Here is a 22,959-nt window from a genome sequence, read left to right on the forward strand (position 1 = left end):
GGGGCGCCGCCGTCCCTCGCACCGCTCAGAGGTCGACGGTGTCGTTCTCCCCACCGTCGGGGCGGTCGCCGGTGACCTTGGCCTTCAGCCGGCCCAGGATCGTCGACGGGGTCGAGGGCGTGTCCCAGTACTCCACGGTGTCGGGCACGACCTTGATCAGCACCACCGAGTCGTCGGTCGGCTCGGCCTGCAGCCAGGCGGCGGCCTGGTCGTTCCACAGGTCCTTCTTCTTCGCGTCGTCGCGCACGATCTCGGCGTGACCCGACATCGAGACGTACGCCGACTCGCTGTAGGCGGCGTTGACGTGCGGGTTCGCCTCGATCTCCGCGACCTTCGGCTGGTCGGCCTTCGCGAAGAACCAGGCGGCGCCGTCGAACTCGATCTGCTGGGTCGACATCGGGCGGGAGACGAGCATGTCGTCGGCGTTGATCGTGGTGAGCATGCAGATCTTCGCGTCCTTCACCAGGTCGCGGATCTTCGCGACGTCCTCCTCGGTGGCGGTGGACGTGTCCTGGTCGTCGTGCAGGTGCGACATGGGTGGGCCTCTCCTCGGGGTGCGGGTTCACTGTGGTGACTACCCGGGGCGGGGCTGCGCAGACCAGGTGCAGACCAGGTGCAGATCACGTCGTGACGTGACGAAGGCCCGCCTCCCGTGGTGCGGGGGCGGGCCTTCGAGGTGCCGGGACGCGTCAGGGTGTCCGCGCGTCGCGGCCGCGGCTCACTTCAGCGCTGCGAACAGCGCCATGTGTGCCTCGTTGCCGAAGTCAAGCACGGCCTGGGTGAAGCCCGTCCCGGGGTCTCCCGCCGCGCCCTTCGGTGCCGCGAAGGTCACCGTGTACGACCCGGTCGCACCGGCATCGAGCCGATCGGGACCGGTCACGGAGTAGAAGCCGCCGTCGTCGCCGGTGACGACCGGCTTGGTGAGCAGACCGGAGTCGCTGATGTTGGTCACCCGCACGGTCTCCCGCAGCGTCTTCCCGCTGCCCGACGGGGTCGCGCCGAAGGAGATGCTGGGCCGGTCGAGGGCCAGCGTGGAGTCGACAGCGGCGTCGAGCTGGGCGAGGCCGGAGCCGACCTTCTGCACGTCGGTCACGGCCGTGCCGTCGGTGTCGGTGACACCCGTGCGGTCAGCGGTGTTGACGATCGCCGAGCGCACGGCGTACGCGTCGAGCCCGGGACGGTCCGCGAGGACGACCGCGGCCATGCCCGCGAGGTGCGGCGTGGCCATGGAGGTGCCGGAGAAGAAGGCCCAGCACCCGATGCTCGGGTCGAAGTCTCCCGAGTCCGAGCACTCGCCTGCCGGCACGCTGGAGAGCACGTTGGCGCCCGGAGCGGTCACGTCGGGCTTGATGCGGTAGCCCACGCGGGTCGGTCCCCAGCTCGAGAAGCTCGCGAGCTGGTCGTCGTTGCCGGTGCGCACGTAGCTGAAGCCGTCGATGGTGAGCTCCTCGCCGTCGGTCGCCACCAGGGCGTCCCTGGCGTCGAGCGGGGCCATCACCGCGAAGACCTGCGGCTCGGGGGCGAGGCCGTCGCCACCCATCGCAATGGGGTCCCCCGGGGCGTTGTTCACCACGACGGCGGCCTCGTACCCCGCGGCCTCGACCACGCGCAGCTTGTCGGCGAAGGCGCAGGTGCCGCGGCTGATGAGGGCGACCGCGTCGCCCTCGGGCGCCGCGGGCACGCTGGTGCAGGCCTCGCTCAGGCCGGTGGCGGCGTTGGAGCCGGTCAGCGCGACGGCGGTGCCGGTGAAGGAGTCCTCGGGCACCGGGAAGTCGCCCGCGGCGGCGACGGCGAGGCGCTCGCCGTCGGCGTCGCGCAGCGGCACGCCGAGGATGTGGCCCACCGAGCTGGCGGCGGCGGTCAGGGCCCGTTCCGCGTTGCCCGGCGAGCCGCCGGTGAAGTAGCCCGGGCCGTCGTTGCCGTTCGCGACGGCGACGACGATGCCGGCGCGGTCGAGGTTGTCCACGGCGGTGGTCAGCAGGTCCTGGCGGCCGGAGTAGCCGCCGCCCAGGCTCATGTTGAGCACGTCCATGCCGTCTGCGGCGGCGGCGTCCAACGCGTTCAGGATGTCCTCGGAACGGGCGCTCGCGACCGCACCCGGGAAGACGTTGTAGTTGCCGAGCAGCGCGCCGGGGGCGACGCCGGAGGGGTCGTACGGGATCTCGACGCCCTCGACCTCGGCAGGGGTCAGCAGGTTGCAGGCGACCGTGCCGGCGACGTGCGTGCCGTGGGAGTCCACGGCCTCGGCGTCCAGCCCGAGGTTGCGCGCCTTGTTGTTGAAGACCTTCGCGACGACGACCTTGTTGTTCGTGTACGCCTTCTCGCCCAGCTGCTGGGTCTGTGCGAAGCCGGTGTCGTCGAAGCAGGGGTGGGTGACGTCGATGCCGGAGTCGATGATGCCGACGCGGACGCCGGCGCCGGCCCACGTGCTGGGGGCGGTCGTGTCGTCGGCCGAGGCGCCGGTGGCGGTCCAGCCCTCGGGAGCGTCGACGAGGTCGAGGTCCGGGTCGTCCGCGACCGTGTAGCGGCTCGGCGCGGCCTCGGCGAGCGGCGCGTACGTCTGCTGCTGCGTCACCGAGACGACGCCGGGGGCGTCGGCGACCGTGGCGGACGGGGTGCCGTTCAGCTCGAGGGCGACGCCGTTGAGGGCGAAGTCGAACTGGCCGGTGATCGTCACCGACGGGGCGTTCTGCTTCAGCCACCGGCGCAGCTCGTTGCGCTGCTGTGCGAGCTGGGCACGGGCGTTCCTGGTCTTCTGGGCGCCCTGGGCGACCTCGCCGTCGCGGCCGCGCGCGACGGCCTTGCTGGTGGCCAGGGGGGCGAGCGAGAGCTGTGCGACGACGGCGCCGTCCGCCTGCTTCGCGAGCCGACCGGGGGCGTCGGAGTTCTCCGACGGCGCCGCGGTCGCGGTGACGGGACCGGTGACGGCCAGTCCGGTGACGGCCAGCGCGAGGCCGGCGGTGGCCGCGAGGGCCCGCGTGGGGCGGGCGCCGCGGCGACGGGTGGTGCGTGACAAGGCAGGACCTCCGGGTGCGGGGGGTGGTGGCGGGAGCCCCATGGACGGTCGTCCGGTGTGGCCTGGACCTCCCGTTGCAGGCAGCAACGTACGAAAACTCCTTGACGTCCACAACACCTCGCGGTGACGGCCGTGTTGCGGACCGGACCGCGGAATACGGGCAGGGGTATGTAGGCTTCACCCAATGTCCGTACATTCGAGACGCACCCAGCCACGAGGAGCACCCATGCCACACCCCGCCGTCGTCACCATCGAGACCTCCGGTCTCGGCGACCGCAGCTACCTCGCCCACGACGGCGAGGTCGCCCTGGTCGTCGACCCGCAGCGCGACATCGACCGCGTGCTCGAGCTCGCGGCCGAGCACGGCGTACGCATCACCCACGTCTTCGAGACCCACATCCACAACGACTACGTCTCCGGCGGCCTCGCGCTGGCCCGCGAGACCGGCGCGGCCTACCACGTGAACGCCGACGACGACGTCGACTTCGACCGGGTCGGGGTGCGCGACGGCGACCGCGTACGCGTCTCCGAGGCCATGGGCGTCCGCGTCGTCGCGACCCCGGGCCACACCCACACCCACCTCTCGTTCGTGCTGGAAGGCCCCGACGGTGTGTCGGGCGCCTTCACCGGTGGATCGCTGCTGATCGGCGCGACCGGTCGTCCCGACCTGCTCGGGCCGGACCACACCCAGCAGCTCGTCCGCGACCAGTGGAGCTCGGCACGACGCCTGGCCGACGCCCTGCCCGACGAGACGCCGGTGCTGCCGACCCACGGGTTCGGCTCGTTCTGCTCGGCGAACCCCTCCGACGCCGACTCCTCCACCATCGGCCGGGAGAAGCAGGTCAACCCGGTGCTGCTGAAGCAGCAGGAGGACTACGTCGCCGAGCTGCTCGCCGGTCTCGAGGCCTACCCCGCCTACTACGCCCACATGGGCCCGGCCAACGCCGCGGGCCCCGGGGCGCCCGACCTCTCCGCGCCCGCCGCCGCGGACGTCGCGGCGATCCGGCGCGCCATCGACGCGGGCGAGTGGGTGGTGGACCTGCGTACGCGCTCCGCCTTCGCCGCGGGCCACGTGCCGGGCACGCTCAACTTCGGCACCGACGGGCCGTTCGTGACCTACCTCGGCTGGCTGATCCCGTGGGGCACGCCGCTCACGCTGCTGGGTGAGAGCGCCGAGCAGGTCGCCGAGGCCCAGCGCGAGCTCGTACGCATCGGCATCGACCGTCCTGCCGCGTACGCCACCGGTGGGCCCGAGGAGTGGACCGACGGCGACCTCGCCTCCTTCGAGAGGTCGGACTTCGCCGGTCTCGCCGCGGCCCTGCGCGCCGGGGAGGACCTGGTCGTGCTCGACGTACGCCGCGCCAAGGAGCACGCCGGCGACCACATCGAGGGCTCGCTGAACGTGCCGATCCACCACGTGCTCGCCCACCTCGACGACATCCCCCGCGAGCGCCTGTGGGTGCACTGCGCCGGCGGCTACCGCGCCTCGGTCGTGGCCGGGATCCTCGCCGCGCACGGGCACGACGTCGTCGCGGTCGACGACCCGTACACCTCGGTCGCGGACACCGACCTGCCCACCCGCTCGGCCGCCTGAGACCGGCCGAGCGACACCCCTCGCAACAGGAGACACAGGACCCATGACCGACACCACCAGCCCCAGCAGCCCCGCTCGTACGCTCGACGCCGCCGGCCTCGCCGAGGCCATGGCCTCGGACCACCCGCCGCGGCTGCTGGACGTCCGCACCCCCGCCGAGTTCGAGAACGCCCACATCCCCGGTTCGTGGCTCGTCCCGCTCGACACCCTCCAGGAGCACCGCGACGACCTCGCGCGGCACCTCGAGGAGGAGACGGTGATCATCTGCCGCTCCGGCAACCGGGCCGGTCAGGCCGAGCGGGCCCTGGCCGGCAGCGGCCTGCGGGTGCGCGTGCTCAGCGGCGGGATGCTCGCCTGGGAGTCCCTCGACGGCGCCGAGGTCCGACGCGGTCGTGAGACCTGGGAGCTCGAGCGCCAGGTGCGCCTGGTGGCCGGCACCCTCGTGGCGATCGGCGCCCTCGGCAGCCTGCTCGTGCCGGGCCTGGTGTTCCTCGCCGCGTTCGTCGGCCTGGGACTGACGTTCGCCGCGCTGACGAACACGTGCGCCATGGGCATGGTGCTCGCACGGATGCCGTGGAACCGCGGTGCCGAGGAGCCGGACATCGCGCAGGTGCTCGAGGAGCTCGCCAGCAGCCGCTGAGTCAGGCCAGCGCCTCCACCACGGCCGCGCCGGCGCGCTCCCCGGCGACCAAGGCTCCCTGGATGGAGGCGGAGTCGGTGTGGTCGCCCGCGACCCAGACGGCCTCGCCGACCCGCTGCTCGCGCGCGATGCGCAGCGGCGGCAGCTGCGCGGGCAGTGCCGGGGCGACCTCGTGGTGCACGAGCAGTTCCCAGCCACGGGTGGAGACGCCGTAGATGCCCGCCAGGTGTGCCCGCACGGCCGACTCCGTGCCACCACCCTCGACCCGGTCGGGCAGCACGGTGGCCTGCACGAGGTGGCGTCCGGGCGGGGCGTACGACGGCGCCGCGTTGCTGACCACGGCGGCGTGCTGCACCGGCCCGCCGGGCGGGCGCACCGCACGACCGTCCAGCACCAGCAGGTCGGAGTCGTGCGGCAGGGCGTCGGCCTCGAACCACCAGGTGTGCAGCGAGTTCGTCGGGATCTCGCGGTGGTCGGGCAGCAGGCCGGGCACCTTCTCGGGGCCCACCGCGACCACGCAGGCACGCGCCGTCACGGCGCCGCCGTCGGTGGCGACGCGGACGCCCCCGTCCCGTTCCTCGACACCGGTCACCGGGGTCTCGAGGGACACGGGCGTACGCAGCCGGGAGGCCAGCTGCTCGGGGAAGGCCTGCATCCCGCCCCGGGGGAGCCCCGGGGTGCCGAGGACAAAGCTGCGCAGCAGCAGGCTCACGAACGCGGCCGAGGTGTCGCCCCGGGAGGTCGACAGGGTGCCGCCGAGGAACGGCTCGAGCACCTCGCGGCGCAGCGGCCCGGTGATGCCGAGGCGCTGCCAGGTGTCGTACAGGCCTCCCTCGGGCCCGGCGTCCCGGTCGGCCACGGCCTGGGGGCGTGCCAGTGCCGGGGCGATCCAGCGTGCGATCCCGATGAGTTCGCGCGGGGAGATCAGGCCGGACCGCAGGGTCGAGAGCAGGTGCTGCGGCGCCCGGCGGGGGTCGCCGAGGGCGTGGAGACCGTCGTCGCGGCGTACGAGAACCCCGGCGCCGAACTGCTGCAGCCCCAGTGCCGCTATGTCGACAAAGCGCTTCACGGCCGGGTAGGCCGGGTTGAGCAGCTGGAACCCGCGGTCGCACCGGAAGCCCTCGACCACGTCGGTGACGATGCGCCCCCCGACCCGGTGCGAGGCCTCGAGCACCCGCACCTCGAGACCGGCCTCCTCGGCAGCCAGGGCCGTCCTGACACCGGCCAGGCCGGCCCCCACCACGACGAGGTCGACATCGGTCTCCATGCAGGTGAGGTTGCCCGTGCCACGATCACGTCATGCCGAGCAGCCAGGGGCGACCAGCAGGGACCGACCGACCCACGCCCGACCTCGACGCGCGCTACGTGGAGCGGCGCACCCGGCGTACGCCTGCCGCCCCCGACGCGGCGTGGGCCGCCGTCCGGCGCACCGCCGGGGAGGGCACGGGCCTGACGGCGTACGCGTGGGCCGCCCGCAACCTCGCCGACCGGCTCGTCGGCGGCGAGGGACGGGCGTGGCGCGTGGTCGCGGAGGAGGCGCCGCGTCGCATCGCCCTCGAGGCCGTCGCCCGCCTGCCCGGCCGGGCCACCCTCGAGCTGACCGTCGAGCCGGACCCCGACCGCGGCACCGGCAGCCTGGTCCACCAGGTCAACACCTTCGCGCCCGACGGGCCGCTGGGGCGGGCGTACTGGCACGCCCTCGGCCCGGCGCACCGCCTCGTCTTCGCGCGCATGCTGGGCGACACCGCCCGCGCCGCCGCGCGGCGCTGACCCGTCCCGCCGACCCATCTCGTGAGGCGCAGGGCACGAACCAGGCACATGACGACGCTCCAGGACTTCCAGGCACCCACCACCTCCGGGAAGCAGCAGAGCCTCGCCGACTACGAGGGCAAGGTCGTGCTCGTGGTGAACACCGCGAGCCAGTGCGGGTTCACACCGCAGCTGGAGGGGCTCCAGGAGCTGTACGCCACCTACCGCGACCAGGGCCTGGTCGTGCTCGGCTTCCCCTGCAACCAGTTCGGCGGGCAGGCCCCCGGCACCGGTGCGGAGGAGGGCGAGTTCTGCCAGCGCAACTACGGGGTCGAGTTCCCGGTCTTCGACAGGGTCGACGTCAACGGCGAGCACGAGCACCCGCTGTTCACCTGGCTCAAGGACGAGCAGGGTGGGCTGATGGGGTCGAAGATCAAGTGGAACTTCACCAAGTTCCTGATCGGCCGAGACGGTCGCGTCGTCGACCGGTTCGGCTCGACCACGAAGCCGGAGAAGATCGCGAAGGCGGTGCAGGCGCAGCTCTGAGGTGTGCCCGGGTGAGAGACTGGGCGCATGGCTGCTGAGACGTCGTCCTCGCGTACGCAGGGCGGATCTCGTCCCCGCCGCCGTGGCCCGGTCGCGGTGCTCACCGAGACCGCGGTGCTCGTCGTCATCGCGGTCGTGCTGGCCGCGCTGATCAAGGCGTTCCTGGTGCAGGCGTTCTACGTGCCCAGCCAGTCGATGGCGCCGACGCTGGCACCGAACGACCGGATCCTGGTGGAGAAGCCGAGCTACTGGGCCGGGGACCCCGACCACGGCGACATCGTGGTCTTCGCCGACCCGGGCGGGTGGCTGGGTCAGCTGCCCGAGCAGACGACGGCGCAGAAGGCGCTGAGCGCGATCGGTCTGCTGCCGACCGGCGGCCACCTGGTCAAGCGGGTCATCGCGACCGGTGGCGAGACCATCGCGTGCTGCGATCCCGACGGGCGGCTGCTGCGTGACGGCGTGCCGGTCGACGAGCCGTACCTGCCCGCCGGCACGCGTCCCTCGGCGATCGAGTTCCGCGCCACGGTGCCCGAGGGCTACCTGTGGGTCATGGGCGACAACCGCAGCGACTCCGAGGACTCCCGGTTCCACCAGGACGACCCCGGCCAGGGCTTCGTGCCCGTCGACAGCGTGGTGGGCAACACCTTCGTCATCGTGTGGCCCGTGAAGCGGTGGGACTGGCTCGGCTTCTGAGCCCCTGTCGGCCGGTCGGTGGACGGGTCAGGTGTTGAAGGCCCGCAGCGCCAGGCCGGCGATCGCGAACACGAACCAGCCTGCGCCCAGGATCAGCGCGTTCGTGGGTCGGTCGGTCGGCAGCGGGCTCGGGGTGTCCATCGTGCCGTCGTCGTCGCGCTGCCGCATGCCCCACCGCAGGAACAGCACGAGCCCGGCGATGCCGAAGGCGAGGCTCGTCAGCGTGAGCAGGTTCGCGAGGGCGTTCAGGGACACCGTCCGAACCTAGCCCGCGGCGCCACCGGTGCCGCGCCACGCCGGGCGGGGAGGCTTGCCGGGGCGGGGAGGCTTGCCGGGGCGGGAGGATCGCGGCATGAGCCTGCGCCCCCCGAAGCCCGTGAAGCCCGGTCCCGGTCAGGAGTCGGTGTGGGACTACCCGCGCCCGCCGGCGCTGGTGCCGTTCCGCGGGAGCGTACGCATCGTGCACGGCGGCGTCGTCGTCGCCGAGTCGACGACGGCGTACCGGGTGCTCGAGACGTCCCACCCGCCGACCTACTACGTCCCGGGCTCGGCCTTCGTCGACGGCGTGCTGCGTCCGGTCGAGGGCGGCAGCTACTGCGAGTGGAAGGGGCGGGCGGCGTACGCGGACATCGTCAGTGCCGCCGCCGGGGGTGACGGGGCGGTGGCCCCGCGGGCCGCGTGGACCTACCCCGACCCCACGCCCGGCTTCACCGATCTCGTCGACCACTGGTCGGTGATGCCGCTCAGCGTCGAGGCGATCTACGTCGACGACGAGCGCGTACGCCCCCAGGAGGGTGGCTTCTACGGCGGCTGGGTCACCGACGACGTGGTCGGGCCGTTCAAGGGCACGCCGGGCTCCTGGGGCTGGTGAGGGTGGACGACCTCGCCCCGGAGGGTGGGCAGGACGCCCCTTCTCTGTGATGATCGCCGCATGCGCGCACTCGGGTACCCGGCCCTGCTCCTCCTCGCCGCGGCGCTCGCCGTGCTCGGTGTCGTCGCCGCGGTCATCCGGGTGAGCCAGGGGGAGTACGCGTACGCCCTCTCCAACGGTCTCGTGCCGCTGCTGCTGGCAGCCGGCTGCTACGCCGGCGCGCGCAAGCTGGGCAAGCCCGAGCAGGGCGCGCACCAGGGCTGAGGCCAGTCAGGAGGGCTGCGTACGCCGGCCGCCGCCGGCACGCCGGGCGACCACCCACGCGGCGCCCGCGACGACCGCCGTCAGCACCGTGCCCCACGCCAGATCGATCGGCACGAGCACCAGGGGGAAGTCCTCGATGACGGCGGCGTTGGTGAGGTCCCACGCGGCGTAGGAGACGAGTCCCAGCACGGCACCGTCGCGCAGCACGGGGCGTACGGACCCCGAGGCCAGGTGCGGCCGCACGATCAGGTGCACCACGCCGCCCAGGTAGAGCAGGTAGAAGATCGCCGCCGCCCAGAGGTTGGCCTCCTCGGCGCGCAGGTCGCTGAGCTGCTCGCGGTAGAACGGGCCGCCGATGAAGGCCAGCCAGACGCCGTCGACGACGACGAAGGCGACGAGCGCGGCGGCGTACGCGACCCCGAAGGTGCGGGCGCTCACGCCGACGCCCCGGCTGTGACCTCGACCGGGTCCCGGTCGATCGGGCACGACATGCACCGCGGTCCGCCGCGGCCCGAGCCGAGCTCGGACCCGGAGATCGCGACGACCTCGATCCCCTCGGCCTCCAGGCGGGCGTTGGTGCGGGTGTTGCGCTCGTACGCCACCGCCACCCGCGGGCTGATCGCGAGCGTGTTGTTGCCGTCGTCCCACTGCTCACGCTCGGCGGTGACGGGGTCGAGGCCGGTGTCGATCTGACGCACCTGGTCCACGCCGATCGCTCGGGCGGCCGCCTCGAGGAACGGGGCAGCCTCGGCGACCGCCAGGCGCAGACCGTGCGCGTCGCGCTCGCCGGGGGTGACGGCGTACGCGGTGAGCGCATCGGCGACGTTCGGGTACATCACGACCGCGTCGACGTCGACCATCGTGCAGATCGTGTCGAGGTGCATCGTGGCGCGCTCCTGCGCGATCGGCACCGCGAGCACGGTGTGGGCGAGGTCGGCCTCGAAGACCTCACGAGCCAGGCGCTCGACGCCGGCGGGGGTCGTACGCTCCCCGACACCCACGGCGATCACGCCCGGCGCCATCAGCAGCACGTCGCCGCCCTCGACGTGCTCGGCGTGCCAGCCGTGCAGCGTGCGCGTGCCCGCGAAGCGCGGGTGGTGGGTGTAGATGAGCTCGGTCAGCTGCGTCTCGCGGTCACGCGCGGGCATCGTGAGGGAGGTGATGGCGACCCGGTCGCCGATCCACACCGAGGAGTCGCGGGTGAAGAGCAGGTTCGGCAGCGGGTCGATGAGGAAGTCGTCGTGCGCCATCATGCTCGTGACGAGCCCGCGGCCACCCGCGCCGGCGTCCAGCTCGTCGTTGCGCAGGCCCGCGGTCAGCACGAGCGCGAGCTCCTCGGGCGAGTGCTCGGCCAGCGCCGAGGAGAGGTAGCGCCGCAGCGTCGCGCCGAGCCGCAGGTCCTCGGTGACGCCGGCGATGGCGACGGCGCGGGCCTCGGCCGCCTCCAGCGTGCTCTCCAGGAGGTCGGTCAGGTAGAGGACCTCGACGTCGCGGTCGCGCAGCGCCTGGGCGAACGCGTCGTGCTCGTCCTGGGCCTTGCCGACCCACGGGATCGCGTCGAAGAGGAGCCGGTCGTTGTTGCGGGGTGTCAGCCGGGTCAGCTCCGGTCCGGGACGGTGCAGCATCACCGTGCGCAACCGGCCGACCTCGCTGCGTACGCCCCGCCCGGACGGACCTGCCGCTGCGTGCTCGCTGCTCATGGCCGGACCCTAGCCGCCCCGCAGAGCCCCCGCGGGGTCGCGGTCGGCCTAGTCTGGCGCCCGTGACCTCCGCATCGCCCCGCGTGAGCCGCCTGGCCTACCTCGGCCCGTCGGGCACCTTCACCGAGCAGGCGCTGCTGGCCCGCCCCGAGGCCGTCGGCGCCGAGCTCGTGGCGTGCCCGACCGTGCCCGCTGCGCTGGACCTCGTCCGCGAGGGCACCGCCGACGCCGCCATGGTCGCGATCGAGAGCTCCGTGGAGGGCGGGGTCTCGGTCACCCTCGACGAGCTCGCCACCGGCACGCCCCTGGTCATCGTGGGCGAGGTCGAGGTGCCGGTGACCTTCTGCCTGGTCGCACCGGAGGGCGTGGGGCCCGAGCAGGTGCGTACGGTCGGCGCCCACCCCCACGCCGCCGCCCAGGTGCGGCGCTGGGTGGCCGCGAACCTGCCCGACGCCACCGTCGTCGACGCGCCGTCCAACGCGGCGTCGGCCTCGGCGCTGGTCGACGGCACGGCCACCTGGGACGCGGGCATCGCGGCCCCGTTGGCCGCCGAGCGCTACGAGCTGACGGTGCTCGCCGCCGGCATCGCCGACACCGCGGGCGCGGTGACGCGGTTCGTGCTGGTCGCGCCGCCGGGGTCGGCGACCGTGCCCGCACGGACCGGCGCCGACAAGACCTCGCTGGTCGTGTTCCCCGGGGAGGACCGCCCGGGTCTGCTGCTGGAGATCCTGGAGTCCTTCGCCCTGCGCGGGGTCAACATGGTGCGGATCGAGTCGCGCCCCACCGGTGAGGGGCTCGGCAACTACTGCTTCTCCATCGACGCCGAGGGGCACCTCGAGGACGCCCGGGTGGCCGAGACCCTGATGAGCCTGCACCGCACCTCGGCCGAGGTGCGCTTCCTCGGGTCCTACCCGCGGGCCGCCGGCGGTGCTGCGGGTCCCGGGAGCCCCGGCAGTCCTGCGCCGACGTCCGTACCCCCTGGACACGCCGACGAGGACTTCGCCGCCGCCCGCGCGTGGCTGGACGGTTTGCGGCCCTCGCGCTGACTACGATCCGACCATGGCAGAGGTCCTCGTGGTCGTGCTCGCGCTGGTCGGGGCCGTCACCGGCGTCATCGCGCTCTTCGTCGCCCTGACGGCGGCCCGCCGCGGACGCGGGTGGCGCGCCGGTGAGTCCGAGGGCATCGACCTGGAGGGCATGCGCCTGGAGCTCGCGCACGTCAAGGCCGACGTCGCCGAGAGCCTCCGACAGCTCGCGGTGGTGCGCTACGACGCGTTCGGCGACACCGGCGGCGCACTGTCGTGGAGCCTCGCACTGCTCGACGACCGTGGCGACGGTGTCGTGCTGACCTCCATCCACGGGCGCCAGGAGGTGCGGTCGTACGCCAAGTCGGTCACCGCCTGGGCCTCCGAGCAGCCCCTGTCGCCCGAGGAGACCGAGGCGATCGGCCTGGCGCGGCAGGAGTAGGCGTCCGTGGCCGGCTCCGAGCCGGTACGGCGGCTCGCCCGCCGCTCGTGGGCGCGGCGTCTCGCCGTCGGCCTCGGACCGCTCGACCGGCGGCTGGTGCGCGCCAGTCGCGGCCGTGTCTCCGTCGTGGAGCTCGCGGGACTCCCGCTGCTGCGGCTCCGGGTGCCGCGCCGTCGTGGTGGCGACGTCGAGGCGGTCGTGGTCGGGTGCCGCTACGGCGAGCAGTGGTTGATCGCCGGGGGCGACGACGGCCGACCGGTCGACCACCATCCCGTACGCCCGGCCTGGACGACCGCGCTGCGCTCCACCGACACGGCGTGCCTGGTGGTGCGGGGGCGCGAGGTGCCGGTGAGGGTGCAGCACGCGGACCCGGAGGAGCGGGAGCGCTGGTGGCCGCTGCTGGTGCGGGCGTGGCCGGCGTACGAGGACTGTGACCGCGAGGCCGCCGAGCAGTGGGACGTGTGGCTGCTGACGCCCCTCTGACCCCAGTGGTCCCTCCCCTGAGGGGCCACTTTTCGCGAGGGGTCAGTTCTCGCGAGGGGTCAGTTCTCGCGAGGGGTCAGTTTCGGCGAGAGGTCGATGAGCGCGGGTGCTGTCCGCGGGGCGCTGACACCCGCGTACGCGTCGGCCTGCTCTTCGTCGATGGACTGGCATGGGTCGAGCGCCGCTGGGGTCCGTGGGAAGTGACCTCTCACGAGAAACGACCTCTCGCCGGAAGTGACCTCTCGCCGGAAGTGACCTCTCGCGGAAAGTGACCTCTCGCGGAAAGTGACCTCTCGCGGAAAGTGACCCCTCGCGGGAAGTGACCTCTCGCGGGTCTGTCAGCGGGGTGAGCGCACCAGCAGGCGTCCGTGCTCGACATCGGCGCGCAGCTCGCGTCCGGGGCCGATGGAGTCCCCGTCGAGCTGTCGCGGCGTCTCCGTCGAGGCGGTGACGACCACCGACCGGCAGGTGAAGCGGTTGACGACGTCGTCGGTGCGTTTGCCGCGGGTGAGCACCCGCCACACCACCCGCAGCCACGACAGGAACCGTCGGGGGTTGATGAGCACCACGTCGATCGTGCCGTCGTCGATCGCCGCGTCGGGCAGCAGCGGCATGCCGGCCTGCAGGTAGCCGACGTTCCCGATCACGACGGTGCGCGCCCGGTGCACGGTGGGCTGGCCGTCGTCGAGCGTGATCTCGAGGCGCACCGCGGGGAACATCAGGCTCTTCAGCCCCGACAGGATGTACGCGACCCAGCCGACCTTCGCCTTCACCTTCTCGTTGACGCCGTCCATCAGCTGGGCGTCCATACCCATACCGGCCATGACGAGGAAGTGCTGGCCGTCCTCGATGCCGTCCCCGCCGATGCGGACGAGGTCGATGGCGCGGTCCTGCCCGTGCAGGGCGACGTCGACCGCCGAGGGCAGAAACAGCGGCAGGTCGAGGTTGCGTGCCAGCAGGTTGCCGGTGCCGGCGGGCACGATGCCGACGGGCACACCGGTGCCGGCGAGCTCGGAGCACACGGCGCGTACGGTCCCGTCCCCGCCGCACACGATGACCAGCTCGGCGCCGTCCAGGGCGGCCTGCTCGGCCATCGACGCGCCGGGGTCCTCGACGGTCGTCTCGTACCACCGCGGCTCGTCCCAGCCGCCCTTGGCCGCCGCCCGGATCACCTCGCGCTTGAACTGCGAGACGGACTCGACCTTGATCGGGTTGAGCACCACCGCGAGCCGACGTCCCTGCAGGGGACCGCTCGGCGGCGCCTGGCGCTCGGTGGCCTGCGGCGCCGGGTCGTACGCCAGCAGCGCCGCCAGCACGATCGCGGACGCCAGCGCCCACCCGGCGACGACGTCGGAGATGACGTGAACACCGAGCAGCAGACGGTCCAGCCCCACCACGACCGCGACCCCGAGCCACAGCGCGGTCAGCGCGCGACGCAACCCGCGACGGCGTACGAAGATCATCGTCAGCACGATCGCGACGCCGGCCCCGGCGCCCGTGCCGGTGGCGTGGCCCGAGGGGAAGGCGTTGCTCTCCAGCACCGTGATCGGGTCCGGGAACTCCGGGCGCTGCCGCGCGAACGCGAACTTCAGCGCGCTGACCGAGATCCAGGTCGCCGTCATCACCGCGGCCGTCCACCACGCCGCCCGGCGGTGGCCACGCGTCCACAGGGCGACGCTGGTGACGGTGGTCATCGCCGTCAGTCCGATGGTGCCGAAGACGGCTGAGACCACCAGCGCGGCGACGCGCAGCGAGTCGTGCTCGCGCGTCAGCTCGTACGGCAGCTCGCCGACGGCCTCGTCGACCCGCGCCAGCGCCGCGACGTCGAGGAGCACCAGGGCGCCCAGCCCGACGAACACGGCGACCGCGGCCACCAACCAGAGCCCGAGTCTCGCCGTCGCGGAGGTCTGCCTCGGCTCGCTCACGGGGGCGAGTATGCCCGCCGGGTGGCGGGCGGTGTCACAGGCGCTGTCACCGGTGGCCTCTAGGCTGCCCGGTGTGATCGACCCCCAGCTGCTCCGCACCGATCCCGACCGCGTCCGCGCCGGCCAGCACAGGCGGGGGCTCTCCGACGACGTGGTCGACGCCGCGCTGGCCGCGGATTCCGAGCGTCGCACCGCCATCAGCGACTTCGAGCGGCTCCGCGCCGAGCAGAAGAGCCTCGGCAAGCAGATCCCGCAGGCCTCGGGCGAGGAGAAGCAGCAGCTGCTGGGGCGTACGAAGGAGCTCGCCGAGCAGGTCAAGACCGCACAGGCCGCGCAGACCCGCGCCGAGCAGGCGTGGCAGGCGGCGCTGGTGTCGATCCCCAACGTCGCCGACGAGGCACCGGCCGGCGGCGAGGAGGACTTCGTGGTGCTCGAGCACGTCGGGCAGCCGCGCGACTTCGAGGCCGAGGGCTTCACCCCGCGCGACCACGTCGAGCTCGGCCGCATGCTCGGCGCCATCGACCTCGAGCGCGGCGCGAAGGTGTCGGGCTCACGCTTCTACTACCTCACCGGCGTCGGCGCCGAGCTGGAGCTGGCGCTGGTGAACCTGGCGATGGCGCAGGCGCGCGAGTCCGGGTTCACCGCGATGATGACCCCTGCGCTGGTCAAGCCCCGCGCGATGGAGGGCACCGGGTTCCTCGGCCAGGCGGCCGACGACGTCTACCGCATCGAGGGCGAGGACCTCTACCTCGTCGGCACCTCGGAGGTGCCGCTCGCCGCGTACCACTCCGACGAGATCCTCGACGTCGGCACGCTGCCGCGGCGCTACGCGGCGTTCAGCCCCTGCTTCCGCAAGGAGGCCGGGTCGCACGGCAAGGACACCCGCGGCATCATCCGGGTGCACTGGTTCGACAAGGTCGAGATGTTCACCTACACCACCCTCGAGGAGGCGGACGCCGAGCACGAGCGCCTGTTGGGGTGGGAGAAGGAGTTCCTCGACAAGCTCGAGCTGGCCTACCGCGTCATCGACGTCGCCGCCGGCGACCTCGGGCTCTCGGCCAGGCGCAAGTTCGACTGCGAGGCGTGGATCCCCACCCAGGGCAGCTACCGCGAGCTCACCTCGACCTCGAACTGCACCGACTTCCAGGCCCGTCGCCTCGACGTGCGCGCGCGACCGACCGGGGGTGGGGCGACCGCCCCGGTCGCAACGTTGAACGGCACGCTGTGCGCCATGACCCGCACCATCGTGGCGATCCTGGAGACCCATCAGCAGGCCGACGGGTCCGTCCGGGTCCCGCAGGCGCTGCGCCCCTACCTGGGCGGGCGCGAGGTGCTGGAGCCGATCGGTGACTGACTGGAGCCCGCAGCTCGTCGTCTGCGACATCGACGGCACGCTGCTGCGGTGGACCGCTGATCCCGCGGACGCCGACGAGCAGGTGACGCCCCGCGTACGCGCCGCGCTCGACGCCGTCCGCGCCGCTGGGGTGCCCATCGTGCTGGCCTCGGGGCGCGCGGCGTACTCGATGGCGCAGATCGCTGACGACGCCGGTCTCACCGAGCAGCTCGACGAGCCGCTGTGGATGGTGGCGTCCAACGGTGCCGTCGTGTTCCGCCACCCGCCGGTGGAGGTGGTGCAGGAGGCCACGTTCGACGCCCGCGACGCGGTCGCCGAGGTCCTCCGGGAGCTGCCCGACGCGCTGGTCGCGGTCGAGGAGCACGGGGTGGGCTACCGGGTGAACAAGCCGTTCCCGGCCGGGGAGCTGAGCGGCGAGGAGATCGTCACCGACCTCGACGACATGGTCGCCGACGAGGTCAGCCGCGTGATCATCCGCGACCCGCAGTCCACGCCGGAGGTCTTCGCCGAGCTCGCCGACCGGTTGGGCCTGCAGGGCACCAACTACTTCATCGGGTGGACCGCCTGGCTCGACCTCGCCCCGGTGGGGGTCGACAAGTCCACCGCCCTGCAGCACGTGTGCGACCAGCTCGGCGTCGACGCCTCCGACGTGCTCGCGCTCGGTGACGGCCGCAACGACCTGGAGATGCTGCGCTGGGCCGGCCGGGGTGTCGCGATGGGCCAGGCCGTCGACCTCGTGCACCAGGCCGCCGACTCGACCACCGCCACCGTCGACGAGGACGGCGCCGCGCACGAGCTCGAGCGCTGGTTCGGCTGATTCTCAGGTGAAGGTCGCCACACCGCCGGGTACGTCATGGTGGTGAACGCCCTGCCAGACACCTCCCGCGTCCGGCTGGTCGCCACCGATCTCGACGGCACCCTGCTCGACGGCGACGGGCTGATCAGCCCACGCACGGCGCGCGCGCTGCTCGATGCCGAGGCCGCCGGCATCACCGTGGTCTTCGTGACCGGCCGTCCGCTGCGCTGGATGGACGAGCTCTGGACCCACGTCGGTGACCACGGTCTCGCGATCTGCTCCAACGGCGGCGTGGTGTACGACGCCGCCGCCCACCGCGTCGTGCGGGCCCGACCGATCTCGACCTCGACCGTGCTCGACGTCGCCGCGCGCATCAGCGAGGTGGCGCCGGGCACGGCATACGCGCTGGAGAAGCTGCGCGGCGGCTACGTCGAGCCGGGCTTCGCGCCCGGACGTCCCAAGCCCCCCGACGTACGCGTCGCCCCGCTGCGCGACCTGCTCGACGAGCCGCAGGGCGTGGTCGTGAAGCTGCTCGCCCTGGACGAGGGACGCGAGCCGGAGGAGTACTGGCGACTCGTGGAGGACGCCGTCGGCGACCGCGTGACGACGACGTGGTCCGCCTTCGGTCCCCTGGTCGAGATGAGCGGGGTCGGGGTCTCCAAGGCCAGCACGCTGGAACGGCTGTGCGCCTCACGCGGTATCGGCGCCTCGGAGGTGCTCGCGCTCGGGGACATGCCCAACGACCTGCCGATGCTCTCGTGGGCGGGGGTCTCCTACGCCATGGGCAACGCGCACCCCTCGGTGCGCGCGATGGCGGACCACGTCGCGCCGCACCACGCCCAGCACGGGGTGGCGCAGGTCATCGAGGAGCTGCTGGCGCGATGAGCCGGTGGCTCGTGGGGCCGGCGGCGGTCACGCTGCTGCTCACGGCGTGCACGGCGTGCACGGCGTCCACAGGGGACAGGCCCGGGGAGCCGGCTGCGTCGACACCGGTCCCGTCGTCATCGGCACCCTCGACAGCTGCGTCGGCGCCGACGAGTCCGTCGCCGACCTCCGCGACGGGCGACGGTGGGGATCGGTCAGATGTCCTCCGGGTCTCCTTCGTCGGCGCGGAGCCGATCGGCCCGCAGGACGCAGCCGCGGTGGCCGCCGGCGAGGTGCCCGCAGCGCTGCGTGTGCTCGACGAGGACAGCGAGCCGGTGCTGCGGACGACACCGGACTGCCGGGCCGGCGCGCTGCGCACCGTCGAGGTGCCCGTACGCCGCAACGGGCTGCTGCGGCTGCGGGCGACGGCCCGGGTGGTCGCCACGCTCGCTGCGCGCGTCGGTGACCAGGCGGCGGCGGCGGGTCCGCGCGACGTGGGGGTGCTGGCCCCGCGTACGGACCTCGCGGTGCTGCTCGTGCGGGACGCCGAGGGCGCGGTGCTCGCGCGCACGTCCGCCGAGCAGATCGACGAGCGCTGGTTCGTCGACGAGGTCGAGGTCTGTCAGCCGCGGAACAGCGACTCCTGAGCGCTGCTCAGAGGTACATCCCGCCGCCCTGGCCGTCGTCGTTCACGCCGCGGCCGGGCTGCTGCGGTCCGCCCATGCCGGGCATGCCCTGACCCGGCCCACCGGGGGCACCGGGGGCACCGGGTCCTCCGCTGCCTCCGGGCAGGGCTCGGCGCATCTGCTCGAGCTGGGCGCGGGCGGCCATCTGCTGGGCGTACACCGCGGTCTGGATGCCGTGGAAGAGCCCCTCCAGCCATCCGACCAGCTGGGCCTGGGCGATGCGCAGCTCGGCGTCGCTTGGCGCGGAGGCCTCGGAGAACGGCGAGCTCATGCGTCGCAGCTCCTCGACCAGCTCGGGTGCCAGGCCGGCCTCGAGCTCCTCGATGGCGCTGTTGTGCACCTCGGCCAGTCGGGCCCTCGACGGCTCGTCGAGCGGCGCGGACTTCACCTCTTCCAGCAGCGTGCGGATCATCGACCCGATGCGCATGACCTTCGCCGGCTGCTCGACGAGGTCGGTGAGGTTCTTCTCGCCGTCCTCGCTGTCGTCGTCGCCGCCGGCGCGTCCCATCGACATCGTCGAGGGGTCGAGCACGACCACCTCGGGAGAGTCCTGCTGTTCGCTGTCCTCAGTCACCCCTCAAACCTAGGGGAGCAGTGATGACGACCGTCCGGGGCTGCGGCCCGGCCTTCCCGAACGCCCGCGTACGCGGGCATTCCGGTACTCCCGCGGGTCTGTGAGCCCGCGCAAGTCCTCGAACGCCCGCGTACGCGGGCGTTCAGGGGGACGGAGCCCGAGGGCTCAGGGCTGCAGCAGCACCTTGCCGATGTGGCTGGACTCCTCGAGGATCTCGTGGGCTCGCGCGGCCTGGTCGAGCCCGAGGCGCTCGTGCACGTGCACGCGTACGGCGCCCGAGGTGATCATCGGCCAGACGTGCTCGACGACCTGGGCGCAGATCTCGGCCTTCTCCGCCACCGGCCGGGCCCGCAGCGAGGTGGCGGCGACCGACGCGCGCTTGGTGAGCAGCGCCGCGAGGTTGAGCTCGGCCTTGGTCCCTCCCTGCATCCCGATGACCACCAGCCGGCCGCCGGTGGCCAGCGCCTTGACGTTGCGCTCGAGGTAGGAGGCCCCCATGACGTCGAGGACGACGTCGGCCCCGCGGCCGTCGGTGGCCTCCTTGACCTCCGCGACGAAGTCGGCGTCGCGGTAGTTGACGGCGACGTCGGCGCCGAGGTCGCGGCAGGTCTGACACTTCTCGGCCGACCCGCTGGTGGTGATGACGCGTACGCCGAGCGCCTTCGCCACCTGGATCGCCATGACACCGATGCCGCCGGTGCCGCCGTGCACGAGCAGCGTCTCACCCTCGCTGAGTCCCGCGACCATGACGAGGTTCGACCAGACCGTGCAGGCCACCTCGGGCACGGCGCCGGCGTCGGCGAGGTCGAGACCGTCCGGCACGGGCATGACCTGCTCGACCGGCACGGCGACCTTCTCGGCGTACCCGCCGCCGGCCAGCAGGGCGCAGACCTCGTCGCCCACGGCGTACGCGTCGACTCCCTCGCCGAGGGCGGCGACACGTCCGGAGCACTCCAGGCCCAGCACGTGGCTCGCGCCCGGGGGCGGCGGGTAGTTGCCCTGTCGCTGCAACAGGTCTGCACGGTTCACCGCGGTCGCGGTGACGTCGATGACGACCTCGCCGGGTCCGGCGACCGGGTCGTCGTGGTCGGACAGGACGAGGGCGTCGAGCCCTCCGGGCTCGGGGGCGGTGACTGCGCGCATGCCGGTCACTCTGCCACCGGCGGAGGCTGGTCAGTCCTGGTCGGGCTCGCCAGGCCGGTCGGGCTCGGCGGTCGGCTGCTGCGGCTCGGTCCCCGTACGCCCCGGCCGGCCGCTCGTGGGCTTCTGGTAGCCCTCCCACGGTTTGGAGGGACTCGACCCGACCGAGCGGACAGCGGCGACGGCGGCCAGGCCGATGCCCGCGACGATGGCGAGCACGACGACGAGCGCGAGGATCGATCCCATGACGGCTCCCTCTTCTGCGGTCCGGCTGGACCGTGCTCAGGTTAGTGCAGGCGGGCGAGGTCCTCGGGCGTGTCGATGTCGGTGCTCTCCTCGGCCTGGGCGGGCACGTCCACGAGCGTCAGGTCGTCGAGGAGCCCACCCATCGACAGCCCCGCCGGGTCGCTCGGTCGCGTGAGCTGCTCGGCCGCGGCGGCCCCGAGCAGGAGGCACAGCTGGCGGCGCCCCGCGTCGTCGACGAGCGCGGCCCCGTCCGCCTGACCGTCCGCCTGACCGTCCGGCGCGCCGTCACGCATCGCTGCGGCCAGACGGGAGGCGGTGCCGGCGTCGACGTACGCCATGTCGACGGCCACGACCAGCACCGGCAACCCGTCGCCGCCCGGGGCCAGGGCGCGGAGCCCGGCGACGAGCCCGGCCGCGGGTCCACCTCCCGCCGGGTCCTCCCGCGCCCAGGCGACGTCGCGGTCGCCGTCACGGCGCGGGCCGACCACCACCACGTCGCGGGCGTGGTCCAGCTCGGCGAGCAACCGGTCCAGGAGCGTACGACCGTCCCGCTCGAGCAGCGCCTTGTCGCGGCCCCCGAGGCGTTCACCGCCGCCGCCGGCGAGCACGACCAGGTCGTACGCGCTCTCGCTCGTCTCGTGTCCCATGCACGGCACGGTTCCCTGCGCGGAGACGTGGCACGCTGGCCGGTATGCCAGAGCACCCCGCCGACCTGCGCGTGACCGTGCTGCAGTGGGCAGCCAGCACCGATCCCGGCGCCAACCGGTCGCGGCTCGCGGAGCTCCAGGCGCTCGCGGCCGACACCGACCTGATCGTGCTCCCCGAGGTCTTCGCCCGCGACTTCGGATCGCCGGGTGATCCGCTGGGTCCGCACGCGGAGCCGCTCGACGGGCCCTTCGTCACGGCCCTGCGGGAGCTGGCCGCCGCGGGCGAGGTGACCATCGTCGCCGGCATGCTCGAGGTCTCCGAGGACCCCGAGCGCCCCTGGAACACCCTCGCCTGCGTCCACCCCGACGGCTCCCTGGACACCTACCGCAAGGTGCACCTCTACGACTCCTTCGGCTTCAAGGAGTCCGAGGTGATGGGGGCTGGGGAGGTGCTCCCGAGCGTGGTCGACGTACGAGGCGTCCCGGTCGGCCTCATGACCTGCTACGACCTGCGCTTCCCCGAGATGGGTCGCGCGCTCGTCGACGCGGGCGCCGAGGTGCTGGTCGCCCCCGCCGCCTGGGTCGCCGGCGAGCACAAGCCCCACCACTGGCGCACGCTGCTGACCGCCCGGGCGATCGAGGACGTGTGCTGGGTCGTGGGCGCCGGGCAGCCGGAGCCGCGCTACACCGGGCGGTCGCTGGTGGTGGACCCCTGGGGGAGGGCTGTGGCCGAGGCCGGTCCGGACGAGGAGGTGCTCCGCGCCGTGATCAGCCCCGGGGCGGTGGCGGAGGCCCGGCGTACGAACCCCTCGCTCGCGAACCGCCGCATGGGCTGGATGGCGCTCACGCAGGCCTGAGTCGGCACTGCGTGGACCCTGGCAGGGCACTGCGTAGGATCGGCCTCCGGCCGCGCCGCGAGGCGTACGCCGAGGAGGGGTGCCGGAGTGGCCTATCGGAACCGCCTTGAAAGCGGTCGTGGGGAGACCCACCGCGGGTTCGAATCCCGCCCCCTCTGCCGAGAACTCACCGGAGACCTCCGCCCGAGCCGCCGACCGCACCAGGAGCCCTGAGCCGTGGCCACGCCTGACCCCGACCGGGTCCACGACTACTCCTTCGACCCGGTGCTCGCCGCCCGGTTCGTCAACCGGCTGGCCGTCGGGCTGGGGCTGGTGCTGCTCGTGGTCGTGGCGCTCACGGTGGTGCTCGACATCGGCCCGGCGCTGGTCAGCGCAGTGGCGCTGTTCGTCGGGGTCGGCACGGTGACGGGCAGTCACCTGGTGCGCCGCCGACCGTGGGTCGTGCGGGTCGACGACCGCGGCTACCAGGTGCGGTTCGTACGCTCCGCCGGTGTCAAGGTCGCGCCGTGGCGAGACGTCGCCGACGTGGGGGTGCAGCGCATCCAGGGTGAGCCGTGCGTGGTGCTCGGACTGCGCGACGGCCGCCGCACGATCATCCCGGCTGCGCTCCTCTCACCCGGTCCGGAGACGCTGCTGGCCGACATCGAGGACCGGCTGGTCGACCGTCGCTGAGCAGCAGGTATCGTGCGACTCGGTCTTGGAGGTGTCGCCTAGTCCGGTCTATGGCGCCCGCCTGCTAAGCGGGTTTGGGGCTACAACCCCATCGAGGGTTCAAATCCCTCCACCTCCGCCACCACCGCCCCCGGGTCGTCGATCCGGGGGCGGTTCTGCGTCTGCGGCCCGCGCG

The 22,959-nt window shown here is 73.2% G+C and carries 27 protein-coding genes and 2 tRNA genes; 18 read left to right on the top strand and 11 right to left on the bottom strand.

The genetic code is table 11. The features are described from left to right. Positions 1–25: 25 nt before the first annotated feature. On the bottom strand, positions 26–535 hold the full coding sequence (locus KLP28_07050; GenBank protein QWC86432.1) for a pyridoxamine 5'-phosphate oxidase family protein: 510 nt from the start codon (positions 533–535) through the stop codon (positions 26–28). 183 nt (positions 536–718) lie between these two features. Then, entirely contained in the window at positions 719–3,016 is a 2,298-nt protein-coding gene (locus KLP28_07055) for a S8 family serine peptidase (GenBank protein ID QWC86433.1), read from the bottom strand. Positions 3,017–3,200: 184 nt separating this feature from the next. Here KLP28_07055 and KLP28_07060 point away from each other — a divergent pair, with 184 nt between their 5' ends. Both KLP28_07060 and KLP28_07065 read left to right on the top strand, forming a co-directional pair. Beyond that, on the top strand, positions 3,201–4,610 hold the full coding sequence (locus KLP28_07060) for an MBL fold metallo-hydrolase (GenBank protein QWC86434.1): 1,410 nt from the start codon (positions 3,201–3,203) through the stop codon (positions 4,608–4,610). 43 nt (positions 4,611–4,653) lie between these two features. Then, positions 4,654–5,250 (top strand): rhodanese-like domain-containing protein, encoded by a 597-nt coding sequence (locus KLP28_07065; GenBank protein QWC86435.1) that lies wholly within the window; start codon positions 4,654–4,656, stop codon positions 5,248–5,250. A gap of 1 nt (position 5,251) precedes the next feature. Here KLP28_07065 and KLP28_07070 read toward each other — a convergent pair whose 3' ends face one another. Further along, positions 5,252–6,517: an FAD-dependent oxidoreductase gene (locus tag KLP28_07070; GenBank protein QWC86436.1), complete on the bottom strand. Its 1,266-nt coding sequence runs from the start codon at positions 6,515–6,517 to the stop codon at positions 5,252–5,254. Positions 6,518–6,549: 32 nt separating this feature from the next. Between KLP28_07070 and KLP28_07075 the strand changes: the two genes are divergently transcribed. From KLP28_07075 to lepB, 3 genes are read left to right on the top strand one after another with little or no spacing between them, the layout of a single operon-like run. Next, entirely contained in the window at positions 6,550–7,020 is a 471-nt protein-coding gene (locus KLP28_07075) for a DUF2867 domain-containing protein (protein QWC86437.1), read from the top strand. 48 nt (positions 7,021–7,068) lie between these two features. Next, positions 7,069–7,545, top strand: coding sequence for a glutathione peroxidase (locus KLP28_07080; GenBank protein QWC86438.1), 477 nt, complete (start codon positions 7,069–7,071; stop codon positions 7,543–7,545). Between the two features lie 27 nt (positions 7,546–7,572). Continuing rightward, complete coding sequence (gene lepB / locus KLP28_07085; GenBank protein ID QWC86439.1) at positions 7,573–8,238, top strand: signal peptidase I; 666 nt, start codon at positions 7,573–7,575, stop codon at positions 8,236–8,238. A 27-nt stretch (positions 8,239–8,265) separates the two neighbouring features. Here the strand turns inward: lepB and KLP28_07090 are convergent, their stop codons facing one another. Then, positions 8,266–8,493, bottom strand: coding sequence for a hypothetical protein (locus KLP28_07090; protein ID QWC86440.1), 228 nt, complete (start codon positions 8,491–8,493; stop codon positions 8,266–8,268). Between the two features lie 97 nt (positions 8,494–8,590). Here KLP28_07090 and KLP28_07095 point away from each other — a divergent pair, with 97 nt between their 5' ends. Both KLP28_07095 and KLP28_07100 read left to right on the top strand, forming a co-directional pair. Then, a complete protein-coding gene (locus tag KLP28_07095) occupies positions 8,591–9,109 on the top strand; it encodes a DUF427 domain-containing protein (GenBank protein ID QWC86441.1) in 519 nt (172 codons plus the stop codon). Between the two features lie 60 nt (positions 9,110–9,169). Then, entirely contained in the window at positions 9,170–9,373 is a 204-nt protein-coding gene (locus tag KLP28_07100; GenBank protein ID QWC86442.1) for a hypothetical protein, read from the top strand. A gap of 6 nt (positions 9,374–9,379) precedes the next feature. Here KLP28_07100 and KLP28_07105 read toward each other — a convergent pair whose 3' ends face one another. Together KLP28_07105 and KLP28_07110 are read right to left on the bottom strand one after the other, a co-directional pair. Then, positions 9,380–9,811, bottom strand: a complete 432-nt coding sequence (locus tag KLP28_07105; protein QWC86443.1) for a DUF2177 family protein — start codon at positions 9,809–9,811, stop codon at positions 9,380–9,382. Next, entirely contained in the window at positions 9,808–11,073 is a 1,266-nt protein-coding gene (locus KLP28_07110) for an arginine deiminase (GenBank protein QWC86444.1), read from the bottom strand. The genes KLP28_07105 and KLP28_07110 overlap by 4 nt, the downstream gene beginning before the upstream one ends. An 83-nt stretch (positions 11,074–11,156) precedes the next feature. Here KLP28_07110 and pheA point away from each other — a divergent pair, with 83 nt between their 5' ends. The 3 genes from pheA to KLP28_07125 are packed head-to-tail and all read left to right on the top strand — an operon-like array spanning position 11,157 to position 13,023. Beyond that, positions 11,157–12,119, top strand: coding sequence for a prephenate dehydratase (pheA, locus tag KLP28_07115; GenBank protein QWC86862.1), 963 nt, complete (start codon positions 11,157–11,159; stop codon positions 12,117–12,119). Between the two features lie 13 nt (positions 12,120–12,132). Beyond that, positions 12,133–12,540, top strand: a complete 408-nt coding sequence (locus KLP28_07120; protein QWC86445.1) for a DUF4446 family protein — start codon at positions 12,133–12,135, stop codon at positions 12,538–12,540. A 6-nt stretch (positions 12,541–12,546) separates the two neighbouring features. Continuing rightward, positions 12,547–13,023, top strand: a complete 477-nt coding sequence (locus KLP28_07125) for a nitroreductase family deazaflavin-dependent oxidoreductase (protein QWC86446.1) — start codon at positions 12,547–12,549, stop codon at positions 13,021–13,023. Between the two features lie 338 nt (positions 13,024–13,361). On the opposite strand, the gene KLP28_07130 is transcribed toward KLP28_07125, so the two are convergent. Beyond that, entirely contained in the window at positions 13,362–14,717 is a 1,356-nt protein-coding gene (locus KLP28_07130) for a phosphatase PAP2 family protein (GenBank protein ID QWC86863.1), read from the bottom strand. Positions 14,718–15,021: 304 nt separating this feature from the next. Here KLP28_07130 and serS point away from each other — a divergent pair, with 304 nt between their 5' ends. The 4 genes from serS to KLP28_07150 all read left to right on the top strand — a co-directional run bounded on the left by serS (position 15,022) and on the right by KLP28_07150 (position 18,609). Continuing rightward, positions 15,022–16,302: a serine--tRNA ligase gene (serS, locus tag KLP28_07135; protein ID QWC86447.1), complete on the top strand. Its 1,281-nt coding sequence runs from the start codon at positions 15,022–15,024 to the stop codon at positions 16,300–16,302. Then, complete coding sequence (locus KLP28_07140) at positions 16,295–17,119, top strand: Cof-type HAD-IIB family hydrolase (protein ID QWC86448.1); 825 nt, start codon at positions 16,295–16,297, stop codon at positions 17,117–17,119. Before serS ends, KLP28_07140 begins: the two co-directional genes overlap by 8 nt. 36 nt (positions 17,120–17,155) lie before the next feature. Next, entirely contained in the window at positions 17,156–17,983 is an 828-nt protein-coding gene (locus tag KLP28_07145) for a Cof-type HAD-IIB family hydrolase (GenBank protein ID QWC86449.1), read from the top strand. A gap of 257 nt (positions 17,984–18,240) precedes the next feature. Next, positions 18,241–18,609, top strand: coding sequence for a hypothetical protein (locus KLP28_07150; protein ID QWC86450.1), 369 nt, complete (start codon positions 18,241–18,243; stop codon positions 18,607–18,609). 7 nt (positions 18,610–18,616) lie between these two features. On the opposite strand, the gene KLP28_07155 is transcribed toward KLP28_07150, so the two are convergent. The 4 genes from KLP28_07155 to KLP28_07170 all read right to left on the bottom strand — a co-directional run bounded on the left by KLP28_07155 (position 18,617) and on the right by KLP28_07170 (position 21,255). Then, on the bottom strand, positions 18,617–19,162 hold the full coding sequence (locus KLP28_07155) for a bacterial proteasome activator family protein (GenBank protein ID QWC86864.1): 546 nt from the start codon (positions 19,160–19,162) through the stop codon (positions 18,617–18,619). 225 nt (positions 19,163–19,387) lie between these two features. Further along, positions 19,388–20,365, bottom strand: a complete 978-nt coding sequence (locus KLP28_07160) for an NAD(P)H-quinone oxidoreductase (GenBank protein QWC86451.1) — start codon at positions 20,363–20,365, stop codon at positions 19,388–19,390. Positions 20,366–20,395: 30 nt separating this feature from the next. After that, positions 20,396–20,608 (bottom strand): hypothetical protein, encoded by a 213-nt coding sequence (locus tag KLP28_07165; GenBank protein ID QWC86452.1) that lies wholly within the window; start codon positions 20,606–20,608, stop codon positions 20,396–20,398. A gap of 41 nt (positions 20,609–20,649) precedes the next feature. Then, positions 20,650–21,255, bottom strand: a complete 606-nt coding sequence (locus KLP28_07170) for an NTP transferase domain-containing protein (GenBank protein QWC86453.1) — start codon at positions 21,253–21,255, stop codon at positions 20,650–20,652. A gap of 44 nt (positions 21,256–21,299) precedes the next feature. On the opposite strand from KLP28_07170, the gene KLP28_07175 reads away from it, so the two are divergent. The 4 genes from KLP28_07175 to KLP28_07190 all read left to right on the top strand — a co-directional run bounded on the left by KLP28_07175 (position 21,300) and on the right by KLP28_07190 (position 22,905). After that, positions 21,300–22,112: a carbon-nitrogen hydrolase family protein gene (locus KLP28_07175; GenBank protein ID QWC86454.1), complete on the top strand. Its 813-nt coding sequence runs from the start codon at positions 21,300–21,302 to the stop codon at positions 22,110–22,112. A gap of 73 nt (positions 22,113–22,185) precedes the next feature. Beyond that, positions 22,186–22,270 (top strand) — tRNA-Ser (locus tag KLP28_07180). Positions 22,271–22,328: 58 nt separating this feature from the next. Beyond that, positions 22,329–22,784 carry a hypothetical protein gene (locus KLP28_07185; GenBank protein ID QWC86455.1) on the top strand — a complete coding sequence of 152 codons (456 nt, stop codon included), beginning with the start codon at positions 22,329–22,331 and terminating at the stop codon, positions 22,782–22,784. A gap of 27 nt (positions 22,785–22,811) precedes the next feature. Then, positions 22,812–22,905 (top strand) — tRNA-Ser (locus KLP28_07190). The last annotated feature ends 54 nt before the right edge of the window (positions 22,906–22,959 follow it).

It is taken from the genome of Nocardioidaceae bacterium, from assembly GCA_018672315.1.
Lineage (GTDB): Bacteria > Actinomycetota > Actinomycetes > Propionibacteriales > Nocardioidaceae > TYQ2.